This window comes from uncultured Selenomonas sp. (assembly GCA_905372355.1).
Classification (GTDB): domain Bacteria; phylum Bacillota; class Negativicutes; order Selenomonadales; family Selenomonadaceae; genus Selenomonas.
Window position 1 is genome coordinate 36,834 of record CAJPOT010000004.1, and the last position, 18,253, is coordinate 55,086.

Sequence of the window (18,253 nt, forward strand, 5' to 3'; positions counted from 1 at the left end):
ACATCATGCCTCCCTCGAAGAACCGCTGATACGTTCAGCCGCCTGTCTTCACACATTTGCGCTTCCCTTTTTACCGCTACTCGCGGTACTCGAACTCCATATCGCCGATATGAACCGTCATGCCTTCCTTGATGCCGCGCTCCTTCAAGAGCGCGTCGATCTTCTTCATGCGCCATATATACTGGAAGCGGCGCACCGCCTCGTCGTTGCCGAAGTTCGTCATGGCGACGAGTTTTTCCAACGCCTTGTTCGAGACGATGAAATCGGCGCGGTCGTTGCGCGTGATCGTCACGGCGTCCTCCTCTGCCGTTTCAAAGGACGCATCGTAGACGCGCACCTCTTCCGCCTTCTCCTGCGGCTCTTCCTTCAAGGTTTCGAGCGTCTCGCCCACATAGTCGATGAGTTCCTTCAAGCCTTGATGCGCGACCGCTGAAACGGCGAAGATGCGAATGCCCTCCTTCTTTGCGAGGGCTTCCAGACGAGGCAGATTCTCAGCCGCTTCGGGCAAGTCCATCTTGTTAGCGACGAGGATCTGCGTGCGCGAGGCGATCTTCTCACTGTACTTCTTGAGCTCCGCATTGATGCGGTAGTAATCCTCGACAGGATCGCGCCCCTCGATGCCGGAAGCATCGACAAGATGCAGGATGAGACGCGTGCGCTCGACATGGCGCAGGAAGTCGTGCCCGAGGCCCGCACCGTCCGCCGCGCCCTCGATGAGTCCCGGGATGTCCGCAATGACGAAATTCTTCTCGTAGTCCGTCTGCACAACGCCGAGCACGGGCACGAGCGTCGTGAAGTGGTAAGCGGCAACCTCGGGACGCGCCGCCGAAACCGCCGTGATGAGGCTCGACTTGCCGACGCTCGGATAGCCGACGAGTCCGACATCGGCGAGCAGCTTGAGCTCCAACAGAAGCTCCTTGCTCTCTCCCGGTTCGCCAAGCTCCGCAAACGTTGGCGCACGGTTCGCCGGATTGGAGAAGCGTGCATTGCCGCGCCCGCCACGCCCCGCCTTCGCAATGACGGCCTCTTGACCGACCTCCGTGAGATCGGCGAGCACCGCGCCCGTCGCCGCATCCTTGACGAGCGTTCCCGGCGGCACCTTGATGTAGCACGGTTCGGCGTTCGCGCCCGTCATATTCTTGATGTCCCCGTTGCCGCCGTCCTTGCCCTTGAACTTCCGATGATAGCGGAAATCGAGCAAGGTGTTCATATTGCGGTCGACGACGAAGACGATATCCGCACCGCGGCCGCCGTCACCGCCCGAAGGACCGCCCTTGGGAATGAACTTCTCGCGGCGGAACGCCGACTTTCCCTTGCCGCCGTCCCCTGCCTTCACGCTGATCTTCGCGCGATCGATAAACTGCATCGCTGCCTCCTTTCAAGAATGCCCTCGACGTCGTCCCTGCGCCCTTGATGCACATGCCTCAGCGCCGCAAAACCTGCGGCGCTGGAGCATGAGCGCCAAGCGCCCCGATCCTCAGATAGAAAAAGATACCTGCGTCGCAAAAGGCGCAGGTACTCTTTCTTGCAACATATTTAAGGAAGCGCCAATAAACTCAGCACCTCCTTAAGCCTTAAGCCGTCGGATAAACGCTGACCTGGCGGTTGTAGCGACCCTTGCGCTCAAAAGCGACCTTGCCCGCCACCTTGGCGAAAAGCGTATCGTCCTTGCCGATGCCCACGTTGTGACCCGGATGGAAATGCGTGCCGCGCTGACGCACGAGAATGCTGCCCGCCGTCACCACCGTGCCCGCGTGCTCCTTTACGCCGAGGCGCTTGGACTCGCTGTCACGGCCGTTGCGCGTGCTGCTCACGCCCTTCTTATGCGCGAAAAGCTGCAAATCAAACTTAAACATGGATCTCACCTCTCTTTGTATGAAATCTTTACGGCGTCGGGCTCGATCTTTTCGATCTCCTCCAACCCCAACCGCATTGTTTCCAACACAGCTTCGGTGAAATCGTCGGGCGCTTCCTTGAGCTTCAGGAAAAAGTCCCCGCTCGCGACACGATAGCTTACCTCGCGATGCAGATGCTTTCCTATGCCGAGAAGAGCTGTCTGCACGATGGAGGAAACTCCCGCACAGACGATGTCGGCGCCATATTCGCCGTTGTGCCCCTTGACCCGGCAGCCCGATATTTTCCCGTCTTGACGCTCGATCTCGATCTCGATCATCAAGCTTCAATCTTTTCGATAACGACCTTCGTGAAAGGCTGACGATGACCCTGACGACGACGGTAGTTCGACTTCGCTTTGTACTTGAAGACGAGAATCTTCTTGTCCTTGCCCTGCGCCTGAACCTTGCCCGTCACCTTCGCGCCCTCGACGAGCGGACGGCCAACCTTGACGGTATCGCCGTCAACAACCGTCAGAACCTCATCGAACGTCACGCCCTCGCCCTCTTCAGCGCTGAGCTTCTCGATGCGGATGACATCACCCTCGGCAACGCGGTACTGCTTGCCTCCGGTCTTGATAATAGCGTACATGAAAACACCTCCCTGCGTGTTACTCGCCGACTACGGTACGGCAAAGCCGTTTCAAAACCTCGCCGAGCGGTTGAAAAATGTTACGCGAAAGACGCACACATTTACCGTAAAATAATATCATAGGAGACGGGAAAAGTCAAACGCTTTAGATGACCAGACCCTAGGGAGATTCATCGGGAAATTTACAACAAGGAAAAAGATGCCGCCTGCTGCAAAAACATGCAGCAAACGACACCTTGCAACGATGAACTTCATCTATACTTCTTATATTTCTGCTCCAATTCCTGCTGCTTCTTAATCGTGGCAATCTGCGTCTCCAAAGCAGCAATCTGGCTCTTGTACTCCGCCTCGGTCTTCGTATTTCCTCCGCTGATAACATTTCCGGTCTTAGCTGCAGCAAGCTTGCGACGCAGCCTTTGAATGCGATCACGAAGGATATCGATCTGTGCATCAAAATAACTTCTGCCGCTCCGTTCATTGGCTCCCGTCAGATACGGAACTTCCGCATCACTCTTATCGAACAGCTCGTCAGCAAATTCACTCAGTCTGCGATCCTTTATCCAATGGAGACTATTCTCCCAGAAGAAGTCCTTCACTGAACGATGATTCTCATACGTATCGGTCAAACCGCGATCATAGCGGAATTCATTCCAAAAATCAAGCGCTGTCTTTCCCTCTTCTAAAGAGTCATACCCCCCTTTGCTCGCGCTTACACTCGGCGGTTGACCCACTGTGTTGTAAAGCCATCTTCTATGCTCTACAGAATCAATCAGCCCTCCTTTTGTGCCGCGCATCATCACCTGCCAATCGGCTTCCAACTGCTTATCTCCTGTTTGCAAGACAGCTTCATGAAGTTCATCAAACGTTGCATACTTCCCACGGACGGCATCTTCCCAGATATCGATATGCTCCTGATGCTTCGCCATAAACTGAAACGTGGTATTTCCCATTTTACAAAGCTTATCGCCAAAATAGCGATAAATTGCCAGACTACCATTGCCACCACGCGTTGTAACCGTGACGCCCGTATCCCGGCGCATCTTGTCGGCAAACTCAAACATATCCTCATCGTAGACATCGAATTTCCGATAGGTTTTCTCCCAACGATACGCCTCTGCCGCCGCCATCAACTCGTCGACATCCTTCTGGCTTTTCGTTCCCCCCTGCCCCATCATCTTGCTGTAGGCGCTCGAAAGCTGAAAATCGTCCCAAAATTCCCGTGCATAGGAAAGATTCTTCGCATACTCATCATGTCCAGCGTAGTGGGCAAACGAACGATGACAAATATACGATTCATCGAGAATATAGTCATCCGCCAAAGCAGTGCGATAATACGTCTGTTGTGCCTGCCCATAGACATGATTAGCGACAGCAAGAGCATCATCAAATGTATCGTAGAGCTTGTCCCAACCAAGCTCTACCGTGCAGGCAGGAGTTTTCTGATGCGTTGAACGCACGCTGGCGCGCAGGCGCGGATCGTCCGCGACCCAGTATGAGGTTTTTCCCGTCTGCATATTACAAGACCAGCGAACTCGTGTATATGCCTGTTTCCATGCCCCCACATCAAAGCAAGTCATGTCAATTCCCTCCCTGGCAAACGAACCCTTTCGTCTTTTTTATCGAATAATCTCTTTTTTTCTTAAACACACCTATTATTATAAGCCGAGAAACGGAAAATACTGGAAGGCGCTGACAAGTTCAGCACCCATCTTCGCACATCCGCGCTGTCCTCTCGTCGTCAACAGCTCCTTGATATAGCCCCTCGTCCGCAATGCAGCGCACCACGTTAAAAGCCCTTCCGCCGAAACGGAAGGGCTTTTGCTATGCAGTTGATCGAAACATCAGTCGCGTCCAAACTTGTCCTTCAAGATGACGTCGTGCGAGCCGCCCTCGACGATGCTCGTCGAGGAGACGAGCGTGATCTTCGCCTTGTCGCGCAGCTCACTGAGGTTGAGCGCACCGCAGTTGCACATCGTCGAGCGGATCTTGCTCAGCGAGATGTGGATGTTGTCGCGCAGGGAACCAGCATAGGGAACGTAGGAGTCGACGCCCTCCTCAAACGACAGCTTGCGGTCGCCGCCGAGGTCGTAGCGCTGCCAGTTGCGCGCGCGGTTCGAGCCTTCACCCCAATATTCCTTGTAGTAGGTGCCGTTGACCTTGACCTTGTCCGTCGGGCTCTCGTCGAAGCGCGAGAAGTAGCGGCCGAGCATCATGAAGTCCGCGCCCATCGCCAAGGCGAGCGTCATGTGATAGTCGTGCACGATGCCGCCGTCCGAGCAAACGGGGATGTAGACGCCCGTCTCCTTGAAATACTCGTCACGCGCGCGGCAGACGTCGATGACCGCCGTAGCCTGACCGCGGCCGATTCCTTTCGTCTCGCGCGTGATGCAGATCGAGCCGCCGCCGATGCCGACCTTGACGAAGTCTGCGCCCGCATCCGCGAGGAAGCGGAAGCCTTCGCCGTCAACGACATTGCCCGCACCGACCTTGACATCCTCGCCGAATTCCTTGTGGATGTACTCAAGCGTCTTCTTCTGCCACTCCGAATATCCCTCGGAAGAGTCGATGCAAAGGACGTCCGCACCCGCCTCAAGGAGCGCCGGCACGCGCTCGGCGTAGTCGCGCGTGTTGATGCCCGCGCCGACGATATAGCGCTTGCGCTCGTCGATCAGCTCAAGCTCATTCTCCTTATTGTCCGTGTAGTCCTTGCGGAACACCATGTAGCGCAGGCGCTGGTTCTCGTCAATGAGCGGCAGCATGTTGAGCTTGTGCTCCCAGATGAGATCGTTCGCCTGCGGCAGCGTGAGATTGGCATCTGCGTAAATGAGGCGTTCGAACGGCGTCATGAAGTCCTTGACGGGCGTGTCGAAGCTCATGCGCGTCACGCGGTAGTCGCGGCTCGTGACGATGCCGACGAGCTTGCCGTTCGGCGTGCCGTCCTCCGTGACCGCCATCGTCGAATGTCCCGTCGCGTCCTTGAGCGCCAAGACCTCGCCGAGCGTCGTCGTCGGCTTGATGTTCGAATCGCTGCTCACGAAGCCCGACTTATAGTTCTTGACGCGAGAGATCATCGCCGCTTCCTGCTCGGGCGTCTGCGAACCGTAGATGAAGGACACGCCGCCCTCGCGCGCCAAAGCGATCGCCATCGTGTCGTTCGATACCGCCTGCATGATCGCCGAGGTCATCGGAATGTTCATCTTGATCTTCGGCTCTTCTCCGCGACGGAACTTCACGAGCGGCGTCTGAAGCGAGACATTCGCCGGAACGCACTGCTCCGAGGAGTACCCGGGCACGAGCAAGTATTCACCAAAGGTATGCGACGGCTCTGTGAAATAATATGCCATTTTAACCCCTCATTTCTTCTAGCATCATTCGACCGTGACGGACTTCGCGAGGTTGCGCGGCTTGTCCACGTCGCAGCCGCGCGTGATGGCAGCGAAGTAGGCAAGCAGCTGCAGCGGCACGACCGTCAAGAGAGGAATCAGAAGCTCATCCGTCTCGGGCACGTGGATGACGTGATCGACGTACTTTTCGAGTTCCGTATCGCCCTCGGCGGCAATGCCGATGACAACGGCGTCACGCGCCTTGACTTCCTTGATGTTCGACAAGGTCTTCTCATAGACGCTCTTCTGCGTCGCGAGCGCGATGACGGGCACGCCCTCGACGATGAGCGCAAGCGTGCCGTGCTTGAGCTCGCCCGCCGCATAGGCCTCGGCGTGAATATAGGAAATCTCCTTGAGCTTCAGCGAGCCTTCAAGCGCCACATGATAGTCGAGACCGCGTCCGATGAAGAAGACGTCCTCGTTGAAGCCGTACTGCTTCGCAAACGTCTTGATCGGCTCGACGTCGCTCAGCGTCTCGCTGATCTGCGCGGGAATCTTTGTAAGTCCCTCGATCAAAGCCTCGCTGCGCTCCTTCGCTAGCGTTCCCTTGAGATCTGCCATGTAGACGGCGAGCATGAACATCAAGATGAGCTGCGTCGTGTACGCTTTCGTCGAGGCAACGGCGATCTCAGGTCCCGCCCAGGTGTAGAGCACCTGCGTGGCCTCACGCGCGATGGACGAGCCGACGACGTTCGTGACGGCGAGGCTCTTCGCACCGAGACGCTTGGCTTCCTTCAAGGCAGCGAGCGTGTCGCTCGTCTCACCCGACTGGCTGACGACAATCATCAGGGTGTTCTCGTCGATGATCGGCGAACGGTAGCGGAACTCCGACGCAACGTCGACCTCGACGGGGATGCGCGCGAGCTTCTCGATGTAGTACTTGCCGACAAGACCCGCATGATACGCCGTGCCGCAGGCGACGATGTAAACCTTATTGAACGAGTCGAGGAATTCGCGGCTCCAGCGCAGCTCGTCCATGACGATATGCTTGCCGTCCTTGGCAATGCGCGGCGACATCGTGTCGCGTACGGCCTTCGGCTGCTCGTGAATCTCCTTGAGCATGAAGTGCTCGTAGCCGCCCTTTTCCGCCGCCTCGGCGTTCCAGTTGACCTCGAAGACCTTCTTCGTCACGACTTCGCCGCGGCGATTCGTGATATGCACGCCGTCCGCCTTGACGACCGCCATCTCACCGTCATTGACGATGTAGGTGCGCCGCGTGCGCGCGATGATCGCGGGGATGTCGGACGCGATGAAATTCTCCCCTTCGCCGAGACCGATGACAAGCGGATTGTCCTGCTTCGTGCAGATCAGGCGGTCGGGATGCTCGCGCGACATGAATACGAGAGCGTAAGATCCTTCGATACGAGAAAGCACCTCGCGCACCGAGGCCTCGAAGTCGCCGTTGTAGACTTCCTCCAACAGGTGTGCGACGACCTCTGTATCCGTCTCCGACTTGAAGGAATGACCTTTTTCAATCAAATCTTCCTTCAGCGACATATAGTTTTCGATGATGCCGTTGTGCACAACGGCGAAATTTCCCGCGCAGTCTGTATGCGGATGTGCGTTGCTGTCCGACGGACGTCCATGCGTCGCCCAACGCGTATGACCGATGCCGATATGACCTGCCGGCTCATTTCCTTCGATGATTCGCTTGAGTTCGGCAAGACGCCCCACGCATTTTTCCACGCGGATCTTATCCTCGTTCAAGACGGCGATGCCCGACGAATCATAGCCGCGATACTCAAGCTTCGTCAGCCCCTCGATGAGAAACGGCGTCGCCTGACGCTTGCCGACATAACCAACGATTCCACACATAGGCAAAAACCTCCTAAGTTTCCGGCAGGCAAAACGCCTGCCATTCCATATTCATTTCTGTTCCTGCCCATCTTATGAACTGCCTTGTCCCCCTCGTCACCAAGGGGCTTTGCAGCTTTTTACGACCGATGCAGCCGAGAGGCATCCGCTGAATGTTCGACAACCTCTTCCTCGTCCCCTTGCAGTACGCTCCTGCAAGGTCTCGCGCTAAGGCATACGCCTTTTCCGTTCTCCCATGCTCCTTCCCATCACCGCGGCCGACAGGCAGACCGCTCATATTCAGCGCATGAAAGCATTTTTTCACGCACCGCATGATGTATATTTTTGCTATTTTAGTTTATCTGCCCTGATTTGTCAATAGGATTCACGCGCCCTCTTTTGCTGCTCGTGATGCACCGTTTCTTTAGGAAGCACTGATAAATTCAGCCACCCATCTTCGCACATCTGGGCGACCTCATTTTATCAGCGCTTCCTTTACATTTCATGAGGAACGTAGACAAAACATCTGCCTCCCTTTATAATAGAAGAAAGTCGCAGCTTGTCTGCGCCTTGGTTCATCAACTACAGCAAAGGAGCTGATCTCTTGAACAATCCCATGTTATCCAAAGTGAGCAGAGCAACGGACGCCGTCTTTTCGGGCGAAGCCGCAAGCTACAGCGGCATCGCCATAAAGAGCACGGGACTTGTCCTCATCGTCGCGGCATCTGCCGTCATCACTTGGCTCACGGGCTATGCAACGCCGACGACGACGATGGTCACCGCCGTCATGGGGCTTATCACGGCCTTGATCGTTTCCTTCAAGCCCGGCACGGCGGGGCTTCTCGCACCGCTCTACGCGATCCTAGAAGGCATGTGCCTCGCGTGCCTATCCGTGACGCTTGCGTTCATCTCGCCGAGCATACTCGTCAATGCCGTCATGCTGACCTTCGGCATCGCCATCGCCGCCGGACTCGTCTACGCGCGCGGCCTCGTGACGGTCAACTCGAAGTTCATGCGCATCACGATGATCGCTCTGACGGGCGTCGTCCTCACGTACATTGCGGAAATGGTGCTCGGCTTCTTCGGCATCCACTTCCCCATGCTGCACGACGGCGGCATCGTCGCCATCGCCATCGAGCTCGTCATCATCGGCGTCGCGACGCTGTGCCTTTTCATGGACTATGAGCTCATCAACCGCAGCGTGCAGGAAGGCCTGCCGAAAGACTACGAATGGTACTGCGCCTTCTCGCTGCTCGTGACCCTCATCTGGCTCTACGTCGAGATTCTCGATTTGCTGCGTATGCTATCGGGAAGAGACTGAACGCAAAGCAAAGCCCGCCTATTCCTCCAATACTTATCGAAGTGGGGAATGGGCGGGCTTTTTCGCATTTTCTCAAAACAATCCGCCACTCTTTGTCGACACTGGATAGAATGGCGTTTCGATGATATAATAAAGGCAAAGAAGGTGACATTGCATCATGCAGCAGAACGAAGACCTCCCGTCGGAATATCATGCGTCTGATTATCGAAATCCGACGTATGATCAACATGCCAAACGCCTGCTTGCACAAAGAACTATCATGGCACGCCTCCTCAAACGAACCGTGCCGGAATTCAAAGAAGCGACGATTTCCGATATTGCTGAAAAATATATTGAAGGCACACCGCAGATCAGTGAGATTCCTATTGACAGGGATATGACCAATGCGGTTGGAAACACCCCGCGCTCCCCAAAAGAGTTTCTCAGTTCCGCTACGGAAAATATCGGCATCACGGAAGGCTGGATTCGTTTTGACATCCTCTTTCATGCGCGTGTTCCGAAATCGGGCGAGCTCATCACCCTGATCATCAACGTCGAAGCACAACGAACTCAACGAAGCTCCAAACTCGGCTATGCACTCTTGAAACGAGCCATTTACTATGCGAGTCGTTTGATTTCATCTCAGAAAGAAACCGAGTTTACAGGCTCATCCTACGATGACCTCAAAAAGGTCTACAGCATCTGGCTTTGCATGGATTCGCCCGATGGCAAAAGCTCCATCAATCGCTACGATCTCAATGAGCATCATATTCTTCATGAATATAAGGCCAATCACGCGGATTATGACCTGATCAGCATCATCACAATCTATCTCGGCGAAGAGCAGCCACCCGATGAAGATTGGCTCATCCGCTTCTTACGTCTGCTGTTCAAAGACACACGAACACCAGCGATGAGAAAGAAGCAACTTCTGAAAGATGAATTCGATATGGATACAACTACAGATATAGAAGAGGAGATGAAAACGATGTGCAATTTGAGTACAGGCATCTATGAACAAGGCATGGAGCGTGGCATTGCCCAAGGCATGGAACGCGGTATCGCCCAAGGCATGGAGCGCGGTGCAGAAAACACCCGCAGAGAAACGGCTCTTTCCATGCTCAAAGAAGGCCTTCCCGTCGATATGGTTGCACGTATCACAAACTTGTCGATCGAAGAAATCAAAGCCTTGCACCAAAAGATGCCCAATTTGAATTGAAAAACATCGCCAACCATCGGCGAAGCAATAAAAATCCCGCGCACCTCAAAAGTGCGCGGGATTTTTATTGCCGTTTGCTGATTTTCCATCAGCGCTGAAAATCGCCACTCTTGCCGCCGCTCTTGGCGTCAAGATGCAGCGCGGTGATTTCCATGCGCTTGTCGAGCGCCTTGCACATGTCGTAGATCGTCAAGAGTGCGACGCTCACAGCGTGTAGCGCTTCCATCTCGACGCCCGTGACGCCGCGCGTCTTGACCTCGGCACGCGCTTCGACCGCAGATGCTTCGGGCAGAAGCTCGAAGTCGATGCTCACGCGCGTCAGCGGCAGCGGATGGCACAGCGGGATCGCGTCGCTCGTCTTCTTCGCCGCCATGATGCCGGCGATGCGCGCGACGCCGAGGACGTCGCCCTTCTTTGCCGTTCCGCTCCCAATCGCCTCGTAGACGGCGGGGCTTACGAGGATGCGGCCGCTCGCACGCGCGATGCGTTCCGTTTCCTTCTTTTCGCTGACATCGACCATGTGCGCGTTGCCCGCCGCATCAAAATGCGTCAATTCGTTTACCATGAAACGCACCTCATCCTAGCAACGGATTCCCGAACCCTTGCGGTCGTAGAAGTACCATGTGATGACGATGGTGCTGACCGTGAACGCGATGAGGATGTAGAAGGCGGGAGCGACGACGCCGTAGTTCGCGTAGGCGAAGCCGAAGAGCTTCGGGATGAAGAACGCGCCGTAGGCTCCGATCGCCGCCGTGAAGCCCGTGACGAGCGAGGAGTGGAACGGATTGTTGAAGATGTAAGGAATCATGCGGAAGGAAGCGCCGTTGATGAAACCCGTCGTCAAGAAGAGCAGCAGGAATGCGCCGAAGAACACAGGGAAGCGATGCGCCTCCACGCCGAAGAGCACGAGGAAGCTCGCGCCGAGCATGACGAAGAGCGAGATGAGCGTGACGCGCGAACCGCTGTTCATCTTGTCTGCCAGAAGACCGCCGACGGGACGGATGCCCGCGCCGATGAAGGGGCCGAGGAAAGCGGCATAAGAGAATGGCATCTCGGGGAACTCCTTCGCGACGAGCAGTCCGAGCGCCGCCGAAAAGCCAATGAAGGAGCCGAAGCCGCAGGTGTAGATCCAGCACATGAGCCACGTATGCTTGTTGCCGAAGATGGACATCATGCTCTTGGGGCTTTGCTTCGGCAGCGGCAGGTTGTCCATGAAGAGCCAGACGAGGACGAGCGTCAGCGCCGTCGGAATCGTCCAGAAGTAGCAGACATTCTGCACATACATCATGCCGTCAGGACCCGGCACGCCCTCGCCGAAGAACGAGGAGAGATTCCAGCCCAAGAGGATCGGCGTCGTCAGATAGATGAGCGATACGCCGAGGTTGCCGATGCCCGCATTGATGCCGAGCGCGAATCCCTTGTTCGCCTTGGGGAAGAAGAAGCCGATATTCGCCATCGAAGCGGAGAAGTTTGCGCCCGCGATGCCGATGAAAGACACGAGAAGGACGAACGTCTCATACGACGTTGTGGGATCCTGCAGAGCGCGACCCAAGCCGAAGAGCGGCAGCAGAAGAAGCGCCGTCGTGATGAAAGTGGAGTTCCTGCCGCCAATCAGCCCCGGCAGATACGTGTAAAACAGGCGTCCCGTCGCGCCGACAAGACCGGGCAGCGCCGCGAGCGTGAAAATCTGATCGTCCGAGAAGTTGAAGCCGATAAACTTGAGCTTCGCCGCGATCGTCGCCCAGAGCGTCCACGCAACGAAGCTCAGGACGAGCGCCCAAGTCGAGGTGTAGAGATTCTGCGTCGCGATACGCTTGCCATACTTCTCCCAAAAGCCCGCGTCCTCGGGATTCCAGCATGCAAGGATCTCCTTGCGCGATGGATTGGGACCGAGATTCTTCCATGCCATTTCATCAGCCATTGATTCAACACTCCTCATGAAAACAACTTAAATCTTCTTGCAACGAAAGCCTGCGAATGAGCCGATCGTCATGATGTCGACCTCGCCGTACATCGCCTGAAGCCTTTCCCGCAGGCTCTCCTCCGTCTCGTAGGGCGGCGAGAAGAAGCCGCGCCGCTCGCAGAACTGCTTGACGAAAAAATCGGTGCGCCGGCTCTTGCCGCGCACATACATCGAGCCGGAAAATATGCCGCCGCGCTTTAGGACGCGCTCCGTCTCGCGGTACGCCTTCTCCTTCTCGGGAAACGCGTGAAAGCCGTTGACGGACAATACGAAATCAAAAGTTTCATCCGCATACTGCAAATCGCCGACATCGCCGAGCGCAAAGTCTGTCGCGCCGAGAGAAAAGTTCGCCGCGTGCTTTTTCGCCGCCTCCAGCATCGTCTCCGAAACATCGAGGCAGGTGATCTGCGCCTCCTTCATCTTCTCATAATGCGGAAACGACAGCACGCCCGTGCCGACGGGAACTTCGAGCAGCCTGCCGCGAAAATCTGCGGGGAGTCCGCGATACGCCATCGCCAGAAACTCCGGATAGGAGGCGAAGCCCCAGAGCCAGCGGATGGCAAAGCGCCCCGCCCAACTCGTATTCGTCATCATGCCGTCGTATAGGCGCGCGATATTGCCGAGCTGGCGATACGCGCGCTGCACCTTGCGCTCTTTCTTTTCGATATCATTCATGCACTATGCGCCTCCCTTTCCGCTGTGGCCGCCGTCCCATGCGATTCGACGCAGATCGAATCCTTCCTCCCGCCCCATCAGAAAAAGGACGAGATGTGCGGCATCCTCCATAGCTTCGAGGTCAAGCTGCAAAATCCCTTCCGCCTGCCGCTCATGGCAAGAGGAGAAGAGCGCCGCGACGCGCTCGTCGAGCAGCGGCTCTTCCAGCTCGCGCCAGAGCGACAAGGCGGGAAATACGCCGTGCGAGCGCGTCTCGATGAGCACGAGATCGACGTCCGTCATGCGTGCGGCGGCGACTTCCAGCGAGAGCTTCTCCTGCGTGCGCTCGTAGAGCCAGAAGCCCACAGGCGCAACGACGGCGACGCTCGACGCGCCCGCCGCGCGGAAGCGTCCGCTGTCCTTCGTTCCGTCGTTCAGGACAATGCCGTGCGCATCGCTCTTGACGACGCCGACGCGCACGCCGCGCGAGGTCAAGAGCGGCAGGAGCTTTTCGACAAAGGTTGTCTTGCCTGTGCCCGATGCGGGAGCAACGATGGATACGAGGGGCACGCGGCGCACGAGGTTCGCCGCTCGGCCGCGCGCCAAGCGAAGGGCGGCGGGCGTGTTCACGTTGAAAAACCATGCGCCTGCGCGAACGGGAACTTCAAGCACGGGAAGCGCGGCGGTCGCTCGCCGAAGGCTGCGCTCGCCTGCCACCATAGCTGCAGAGAACACGTGCGCCGTTTCCTTGTGGTAGAGCGCGGCAAGCGGCTCGCACCGTCCTTCGGCGACGGGAACGACAGCTCGTGCCATACGCTCCGCCTTGGGCAGAAGTTCTCTCGCTGCGTCGAAGGAGAAAAAGGGCATATCCGCCGACACGGCGAAGGACCAAGCATGAGAACTCGCCGCAAGGCCGCGCGAAAGCCCCGCCACAGGCCCCTGCCCCGCCGTTTCATCGACGAGAATCCTCGCGCCATAACGGCTTGCCAAGTCCTGCAGGCGCTCGCTCCTTTCTTCGACGCACAGGAAGATTTCTGCAAATCCCGCAGCAGCCGCCTTTTTCAGCAGCCCCTCCAACAGCGGCACGCCGCCGACATCGAGCCAACGCTTGTCCTCGCCCATGCGCCGGCTTCTGCCGCCCGCGACGACGAGAAGCGTCACATCGGCGAGGCTCTGCAGCCTCACTTTCTCGCGCACTCGCTTGCGTCACCGCGCAGGATCTCGATGCCGTGCGCCAACTGCGGCAGGACGAAGCCGAGGCACTCCTCGACCGCCTTGGCGCTGCCTGGCAGATTGACGATCAGCGTGCGCTTGGCGATGCCTGATACGGCGCGGCTCAGCATGGCGCGCGGCGTCACCTGCATCGAGAGGGCGCGCATCGCTTCGGCAATGCCCGGCGCCTCGCGCTCGATGACGGCTCGCGTCGCCTCGGGCGTCACGTCGCGCTCGGAAAAGCCCGTGCCGCCCGTCGTGGCGACGAGCGCGACGCCGAGATCGGCGCATTCCTGCATCTCCTTCGCGAGCGCCTCCTCATCGTCGGGCAAAATCACACGCCGTGCGATGCGATAGCCCGCTTCCTCCAACAGATGCTGCGCCAAGTCGCCGCTCTTGTCCTCGCGCTCGCCGCGCGCCCCCTTGTCGCTCGCCGTGATGACGGCGGCATCAAGCGGCAGCTTGCCCTCGAAAAGGTGCAGCTCGTCGCCGGGCTTCAGTGTGCCGCCGTGCAGCACACGCGCAAAGACGCCCTCGCGCGGCATGATGCAGTCACCGACCGCCGCGTAGATGGCACAGTGTGCATGACACTCCTTGCCGATCTGCGTAATTTCGAAGATGACATCGCCCGCCGCGAGGCGCGTACCGACGGGAAGCTCACGGAAGGAGAAGCCCTCTGCGACGATGTTCTCGCCGAAATCGCCGTGGGAGACCGTCGCACCGCGTGCGCGAAACGCCTCGATCTCCGCCGCGCCCAGAAAGCTCACCTGCCGGTGCCATTTCCCCGCGTGCGCATCGCCGACGATGCCGTGCCCCACATGAAAGAGCGCCTTTTCCAGCGGCTTCTTCTTCGTGCCGCGCCGCTCGCTCGCGGCAATCGTTACAATCTTTCCCAATCCTCACCCTCCGATCTGGTACATGCGCCGCTTCTCCTCGCCCGCGCCGCCCGCCGCTTCAAAGTGATGCTCGCGCGGCTTTTCGGCAATCACCTGCCGCAGCTTCCTGAAGAGAGCCGCGTCATCCGCACCCGTGCGCAGAAGTGTGCGCAGGTTAAGCCCCGCATCCAACGCAAGGCACAGCTTCAGATAGCCCTCCGCCGTCAGCCGCACGCGATTGCACGAGCTGCAGAACTTGTGCTCCAGCGCGTCGATAAAGCCGAGCGCACCGCGAAATCCTGCCGGCCGAAAGCACGTGGCGGGACCGGTGAGCGCTTCTTTGACTACAGGAACGAGCGCACCGAAATATTCCTCCAAGATGCGGCGCACCTCAGCGGTCGGCACGCCCGTCAGCCCCGCCTCCTTCGCCATGCCGATCGGCATGAGCTCGATGAAGCGCACGTCGATCGGGTGCTCCTTCGCGAGGGCGGCGAGCGAAACAAGTTCCGCTTCATTGACTCCCTTAAGCGGCACGCAGTTGAGCTTCGTCTTGAGTCCTGCAGCGAGCGCCGCCTCCATGCCCTGGCGCACGACGGACAGAAGCGAGGCAGAACGGCGCGTGATGTCAGAGAAAGCGTCCTCCGTCAGCGTATCGAGGCTGATGTTCACACCGTTAAGCCCTGCGGCGCGAAGTTCCTCTGCGAGGTCGGCGAGGAGAACGCCGTTCGTCGTCAGAGCGACGCGCTCGATGCCCTCGACCGCCTTGATCTCGCGCACGAGATCGACGATGCCGCGCCGAAGGAGCGGCTCGCCGCCCGTCAGACGCACCTTGCGTATGCCGAGCTGCGCGAGAGCACGCACGACGCGCACGATCTCCTCGAAGGACAGAATATCTTCGTGGGAGAGCTTCTCCACGCCATCTGCCGGCATACAGTAACGGCAGCGCAAATTGCAGCGATCCGTCACGGAAATGCGCACATATTCGATTTTGCGGCGATAGAAATCAAGCATACGACGCCTCTCTTACCATGAATATCCGATAATCATACCCAAAGGGCGCAGACGCATCGGCAGACTCGCAATCAACGTGCAACAACGTCACAACAAGATGACATCGACCTCCGCACCCGCCGCAAGGGGCGGCGAGCCGGCGGGAATATCGACGAGCGCGTTGCAGCCGACGGCGGAGAAGAGCACGCCGGAAGCGTGCTTCTCAGGCAGATGCACCTCGCCCTGCGCATACTGCGCTCGCACGAAGCGCCTGCCGCGGCTCTCCTTGGAAAAGCCGTCCCGCAAGACGGCACGGCAACGCCTCGGCAGGAGTGCGGTTCGCGCCGTCAATTTTGCGAGCACGGGACGCACGAGAAGCTCGAACGTCGCCGAAGCGGCAAACGGATTGCCCGACAGGGCGATGCCGAGCGTGCGGCGCGAGTCGCCCGCCGCCGAAAACGTATAGCCGATTGCGGGCGCTCCAGGCTTCATCAGAACACGCCAGAAAAGGCGCTCGGCATTAAGTTCCTTGACGACGTCGTGCATGATGTCCTTCTTGCCCACGGAAACGCCGCCCGTCGTCAGAACGAGATCGGGCGGCTCGGCAGAACTCACGAGCGCACGCGCAACCTCCTCCGCATCGTCGGGCAGCGCACCGAGGATTTCTGCCTCGAAGCCCATCTCCTTAAGTCTTGCCGTGAGCAGGTAGAGATTGCTGTTGTAGATCTTGCCGGGGCAGAGCGGCTCGCCCGGCTCGACAAGTTCGTCGCCCGTGCTCGCCAAAACGATGCGCACGCGGCGCACGCAGGGAAGACGCTTCCTCCCCTGCCCTGCCAGGACGGCGATGTGCGCCGCCGTCAGACGATCGCCCGCCTTGGCGAGCACGGCGCCTTCTTCCACATCCTCGCCGCGAAAGCAGAAGTTCTCGTGATGCTTGAGCGCATAAGGCACGAGAATTTCCTCGCCCTCCACGCGCACGTCTTCCTGCCGCACGACGGTGTCCGCGCCCTCGGGCATCGCCGCGCCCGTCATCAGACGAAGCGCCTCGCCCGCGCCCACCTTGCCGGCGAAGAAGCTGCCCGCACACTCCTCGCCGATGACGCGAAAGCGCGCGGGAGCGTCCGCCGACGCCCCCTGCGTACAGGCAGCCAAGAGCGCATAGCCGTCGAGCGGCGAGCGGTCAAACGGCGGCTGGTCGAAGGCGGCGCAGCAGTCCTCGGCAAGCCTTCGCCCGAGCGCCGCAAGAAGCGGCACGGGCTCGGCTTCCGACAGCGGAATCTCGCGCACCTCGCCCAAAAGAAGCTCCTGCGCCTTTTCCAATGATATGTCCTGCATCGCTCCACCTACTCCCACTTGCCGAAGGTGCAGCGCGGATAGTGGCACGTCTCGCACGCGAGACACAGCCCGCCGAGTCCAAGGCGGCGGATCTCGCGGCGCGTCACGCGCTCGCCCGCCAAGATGCGCGGCAGCACGATGTCGAAGATCGTCGCCGCACTGTACATGACGCAGCCCGGCAGGCCGAGCACGGGCACCGTGCGCCCGTCGCGCTCGGCATAGGCGAGAAGGAACATCGCACCGGGCAGGACGGGAGCGCCGTACGTCACGACCTCTGCACCCGCAGCGCGAATCGCGGCGGGCGTGCGGTCGTCGGGATCGACGCTCATGCCGCCCGTGCACAGCACCATGTCCATGCCGAGGTCAAGAAGCTCCTCGATCGCCGCCTGCGTGTGCTCCAAGGCGTCGTCAGAAATGCGGTGCTCGTTGACCGAAAGCCCGAAGGCGCGAAGCTTCGCGGCAAGGACAGGCGTGAACGTGTCCTTGATCCTGCCGTGTGCAACCTCCGATCCCGTCGTCACGACACCGACCTTCAGCGAGCGGTACGGCAGAAGCCGAAAGATCGGCTCCTCGCCGACAGCTCGCGCCGCCTCATCCATCAAAGCCTTTTTCACGGCAAGCGGAATCACGCGCATGCCCGCGAGCAGATCGCCCTTCTTGACCGCCATGTACTGCGGCGCACAAGCCACCATGATGTCATCAAAATCGTTGAGCCGATGGAAGCGCTCAACATCGACGGCAAATACGCCGTCATGAAGAGCCCGAAGCTCGATCTTGCCCTCCTTCGGCTCAGAGGCTTCCATTCCCTCGTTCTGACAGAAGCCGCGCAGGATCTCCGCCGCTTCGTTCTCGTGCAGCAGCGTGCCGTCGTTTTCCCAGACGTAGAGATGCTCCTTGCCCAAAGAGAGCAGCACGGGGATGTCCGCCGCCTCGACGACATGCCCCTTGCGAAAGCGTGCACCCTTCCTCACGCCGCGCACGATCTCCGTGATGTCGTGACAGAGGATCTGCCCGACCGCATCTTCCACGGCGATTTCCTGCATC

Annotated in this window: 17 protein-coding genes; 2 read left to right on the plus strand and 15 right to left on the minus strand. The window is 58.7% G+C overall.

Translation table 11 applies throughout. From position 1 onward, the window contains the following. Positions 1-76 precede the first annotated feature (76 nt). From obgE to glmS, 7 genes are all read right to left on the minus strand, one after another. Positions 77-1,366 (minus strand): GTPase ObgE, encoded by a 1,290-nt coding sequence (gene obgE, locus QZ177_RS03315; protein WP_294175520.1) that lies wholly within the window; start codon positions 1,364-1,366, stop codon positions 77-79. Between the two features lie 208 nt (positions 1,367-1,574). Next, positions 1,575-1,856, minus strand: a complete 282-nt coding sequence (gene rpmA / locus QZ177_RS03320) for a 50S ribosomal protein L27 (RefSeq protein ID WP_006193088.1) — start codon at positions 1,854-1,856, stop codon at positions 1,575-1,577. Between the two features lie 5 nt (positions 1,857-1,861). Then, on the minus strand, positions 1,862-2,173 hold the full coding sequence (locus tag QZ177_RS03325) for a ribosomal-processing cysteine protease Prp (protein ID WP_006193089.1): 312 nt from the start codon (positions 2,171-2,173) through the stop codon (positions 1,862-1,864). Continuing rightward, positions 2,173-2,484 carry a 50S ribosomal protein L21 gene (gene rplU / locus QZ177_RS03330; protein WP_009646866.1) on the minus strand — a complete coding sequence of 104 codons (312 nt, stop codon included), beginning with the start codon at positions 2,482-2,484 and terminating at the stop codon, positions 2,173-2,175. The genes QZ177_RS03325 and rplU overlap by 1 nt, the downstream gene beginning before the upstream one ends. Positions 2,485-2,735: 251 nt before the next feature. Beyond that, positions 2,736-4,061, minus strand: coding sequence for a hypothetical protein (locus tag QZ177_RS03335; RefSeq protein WP_294175521.1), 1,326 nt, complete (start codon positions 4,059-4,061; stop codon positions 2,736-2,738). A gap of 264 nt (positions 4,062-4,325) precedes the next feature. Continuing rightward, the gene (locus QZ177_RS03340; protein WP_009646802.1) at positions 4,326-5,828 is read right to left on the minus strand and encodes an IMP dehydrogenase; all 1,503 of its coding nucleotides are present in this window, start codon (positions 5,826-5,828) and stop codon (positions 4,326-4,328) included. Positions 5,829-5,852: 24 nt separating this feature from the next. After that, a complete protein-coding gene (glmS, locus tag QZ177_RS03345; RefSeq protein WP_294175522.1) occupies positions 5,853-7,682 on the minus strand; it encodes a glutamine--fructose-6-phosphate transaminase (isomerizing) in 1,830 nt (609 codons plus the stop codon). A gap of 595 nt (positions 7,683-8,277) precedes the next feature. Here glmS and QZ177_RS03350 point away from each other — a divergent pair. Beyond that, entirely contained in the window at positions 8,278-8,982 is a 705-nt protein-coding gene (locus QZ177_RS03350) for a Bax inhibitor-1/YccA family protein (RefSeq protein ID WP_294175611.1), read from the plus strand. Between the two features lie 157 nt (positions 8,983-9,139). Further along, entirely contained in the window at positions 9,140-10,180 is a 1,041-nt protein-coding gene (locus QZ177_RS03355; protein ID WP_294175523.1) for a nuclease, read from the plus strand. Positions 10,181-10,268: 88 nt separating this feature from the next. On the opposite strand, the gene moaC is transcribed toward QZ177_RS03355, so the two are convergent. From moaC to QZ177_RS03395, 8 genes are all read right to left on the minus strand, one after another. Continuing rightward, positions 10,269-10,745, minus strand: a complete 477-nt coding sequence (moaC, locus tag QZ177_RS03360; RefSeq protein ID WP_294175524.1) for a cyclic pyranopterin monophosphate synthase MoaC — start codon at positions 10,743-10,745, stop codon at positions 10,269-10,271. A gap of 15 nt (positions 10,746-10,760) precedes the next feature. Beyond that, positions 10,761-12,101: an MFS transporter gene (locus QZ177_RS03365; protein ID WP_294175525.1), complete on the minus strand. Its 1,341-nt coding sequence runs from the start codon at positions 12,099-12,101 to the stop codon at positions 10,761-10,763. 27 nt (positions 12,102-12,128) lie between these two features. Continuing rightward, entirely contained in the window at positions 12,129-12,818 is a 690-nt protein-coding gene (locus QZ177_RS03370) for a class I SAM-dependent methyltransferase (RefSeq protein WP_294175526.1), read from the minus strand. Positions 12,819-12,821: 3 nt separating this feature from the next. Further along, on the minus strand, positions 12,822-13,994 hold the full coding sequence (gene mobB, locus QZ177_RS03375) for a molybdopterin-guanine dinucleotide biosynthesis protein B (protein ID WP_294175527.1): 1,173 nt from the start codon (positions 13,992-13,994) through the stop codon (positions 12,822-12,824). Then, entirely contained in the window at positions 13,979-14,905 is a 927-nt protein-coding gene (locus QZ177_RS03380) for an MOSC domain-containing protein (RefSeq protein ID WP_294175528.1), read from the minus strand. Before QZ177_RS03380 ends, mobB begins: the two co-directional genes overlap by 16 nt. A 3-nt stretch (positions 14,906-14,908) precedes the next feature. Next, positions 14,909-15,895, minus strand: a complete 987-nt coding sequence (gene moaA, locus QZ177_RS03385; protein ID WP_294175529.1) for a GTP 3',8-cyclase MoaA — start codon at positions 15,893-15,895, stop codon at positions 14,909-14,911. An 87-nt stretch (positions 15,896-15,982) separates the two neighbouring features. Beyond that, positions 15,983-17,209, minus strand: a complete 1,227-nt coding sequence (gene glp, locus QZ177_RS03390; RefSeq protein ID WP_294175530.1) for a gephyrin-like molybdotransferase Glp — start codon at positions 17,207-17,209, stop codon at positions 15,983-15,985. 8 nt (positions 17,210-17,217) lie between these two features. Further along, positions 17,218-18,252, minus strand: a complete 1,035-nt coding sequence (locus tag QZ177_RS03395; protein WP_314596274.1) for a molybdopterin-binding protein — start codon at positions 18,250-18,252, stop codon at positions 17,218-17,220. Position 18,253 lies beyond the last annotated feature (1 nt).

Excerpts from the sequence above, each read along its gene's own strand:
- QZ177_RS03365 (WP_294175525.1), bottom strand. The coding sequence starts at position 12,101 with ATGGCTGATGAAATGGCATGGAAGAATCTCGGTCCCAATCCATCGCGC.
- rplU (WP_009646866.1), bottom strand. The coding sequence starts at position 2,484 with ATGTACGCTATTATCAAGACCGGAGGCAAGCAGTACCGCGTTGCCGAG.
- QZ177_RS03325 (WP_006193089.1), bottom strand. The coding sequence starts at position 2,173 with ATGATCGAGATCGAGATCGAGCGTCAAGACGGGAAAATATCGGGCTGC.
- QZ177_RS03355 (WP_294175523.1), top strand. The coding sequence starts at position 9,140 with ATGCAGCAGAACGAAGACCTCCCGTCGGAATATCATGCGTCTGATTAT.
- rpmA (WP_006193088.1), bottom strand. The coding sequence starts at position 1,856 with ATGTTTAAGTTTGATTTGCAGCTTTTCGCGCATAAGAAGGGCGTGAGC.
- QZ177_RS03395 (WP_314596274.1), bottom strand. The coding sequence starts at position 18,252 with ATGCAGGAAATCGCCGTGGAAGATGCGGTCGGGCAGATCCTCTGTCAC.
- QZ177_RS03340 (WP_009646802.1), bottom strand. The coding sequence starts at position 5,828 with ATGGCATATTATTTCACAGAGCCGTCGCATACCTTTGGTGAATACTTG.
- glp (WP_294175530.1), bottom strand. The coding sequence starts at position 17,209 with ATGCAGGACATATCATTGGAAAAGGCGCAGGAGCTTCTTTTGGGCGAG.
- moaC (WP_294175524.1), bottom strand. The coding sequence starts at position 10,745 with ATGGTAAACGAATTGACGCATTTTGATGCGGCGGGCAACGCGCACATG.
- QZ177_RS03370 (WP_294175526.1), bottom strand. The coding sequence starts at position 12,818 with ATGAATGATATCGAAAAGAAAGAGCGCAAGGTGCAGCGCGCGTATCGC.
- QZ177_RS03335 (WP_294175521.1), bottom strand. The coding sequence starts at position 4,061 with ATGACTTGCTTTGATGTGGGGGCATGGAAACAGGCATATACACGAGTT.
- glmS (WP_294175522.1), bottom strand. The coding sequence starts at position 7,682 with ATGTGTGGAATCGTTGGTTATGTCGGCAAGCGTCAGGCGACGCCGTTT.
- obgE (WP_294175520.1), bottom strand. The coding sequence starts at position 1,366 with ATGCAGTTTATCGATCGCGCGAAGATCAGCGTGAAGGCAGGGGACGGC.
- moaA (WP_294175529.1), bottom strand. The coding sequence starts at position 15,895 with ATGCTTGATTTCTATCGCCGCAAAATCGAATATGTGCGCATTTCCGTG.
- QZ177_RS03350 (WP_294175611.1), top strand. The coding sequence starts at position 8,278 with ATGTTATCCAAAGTGAGCAGAGCAACGGACGCCGTCTTTTCGGGCGAA.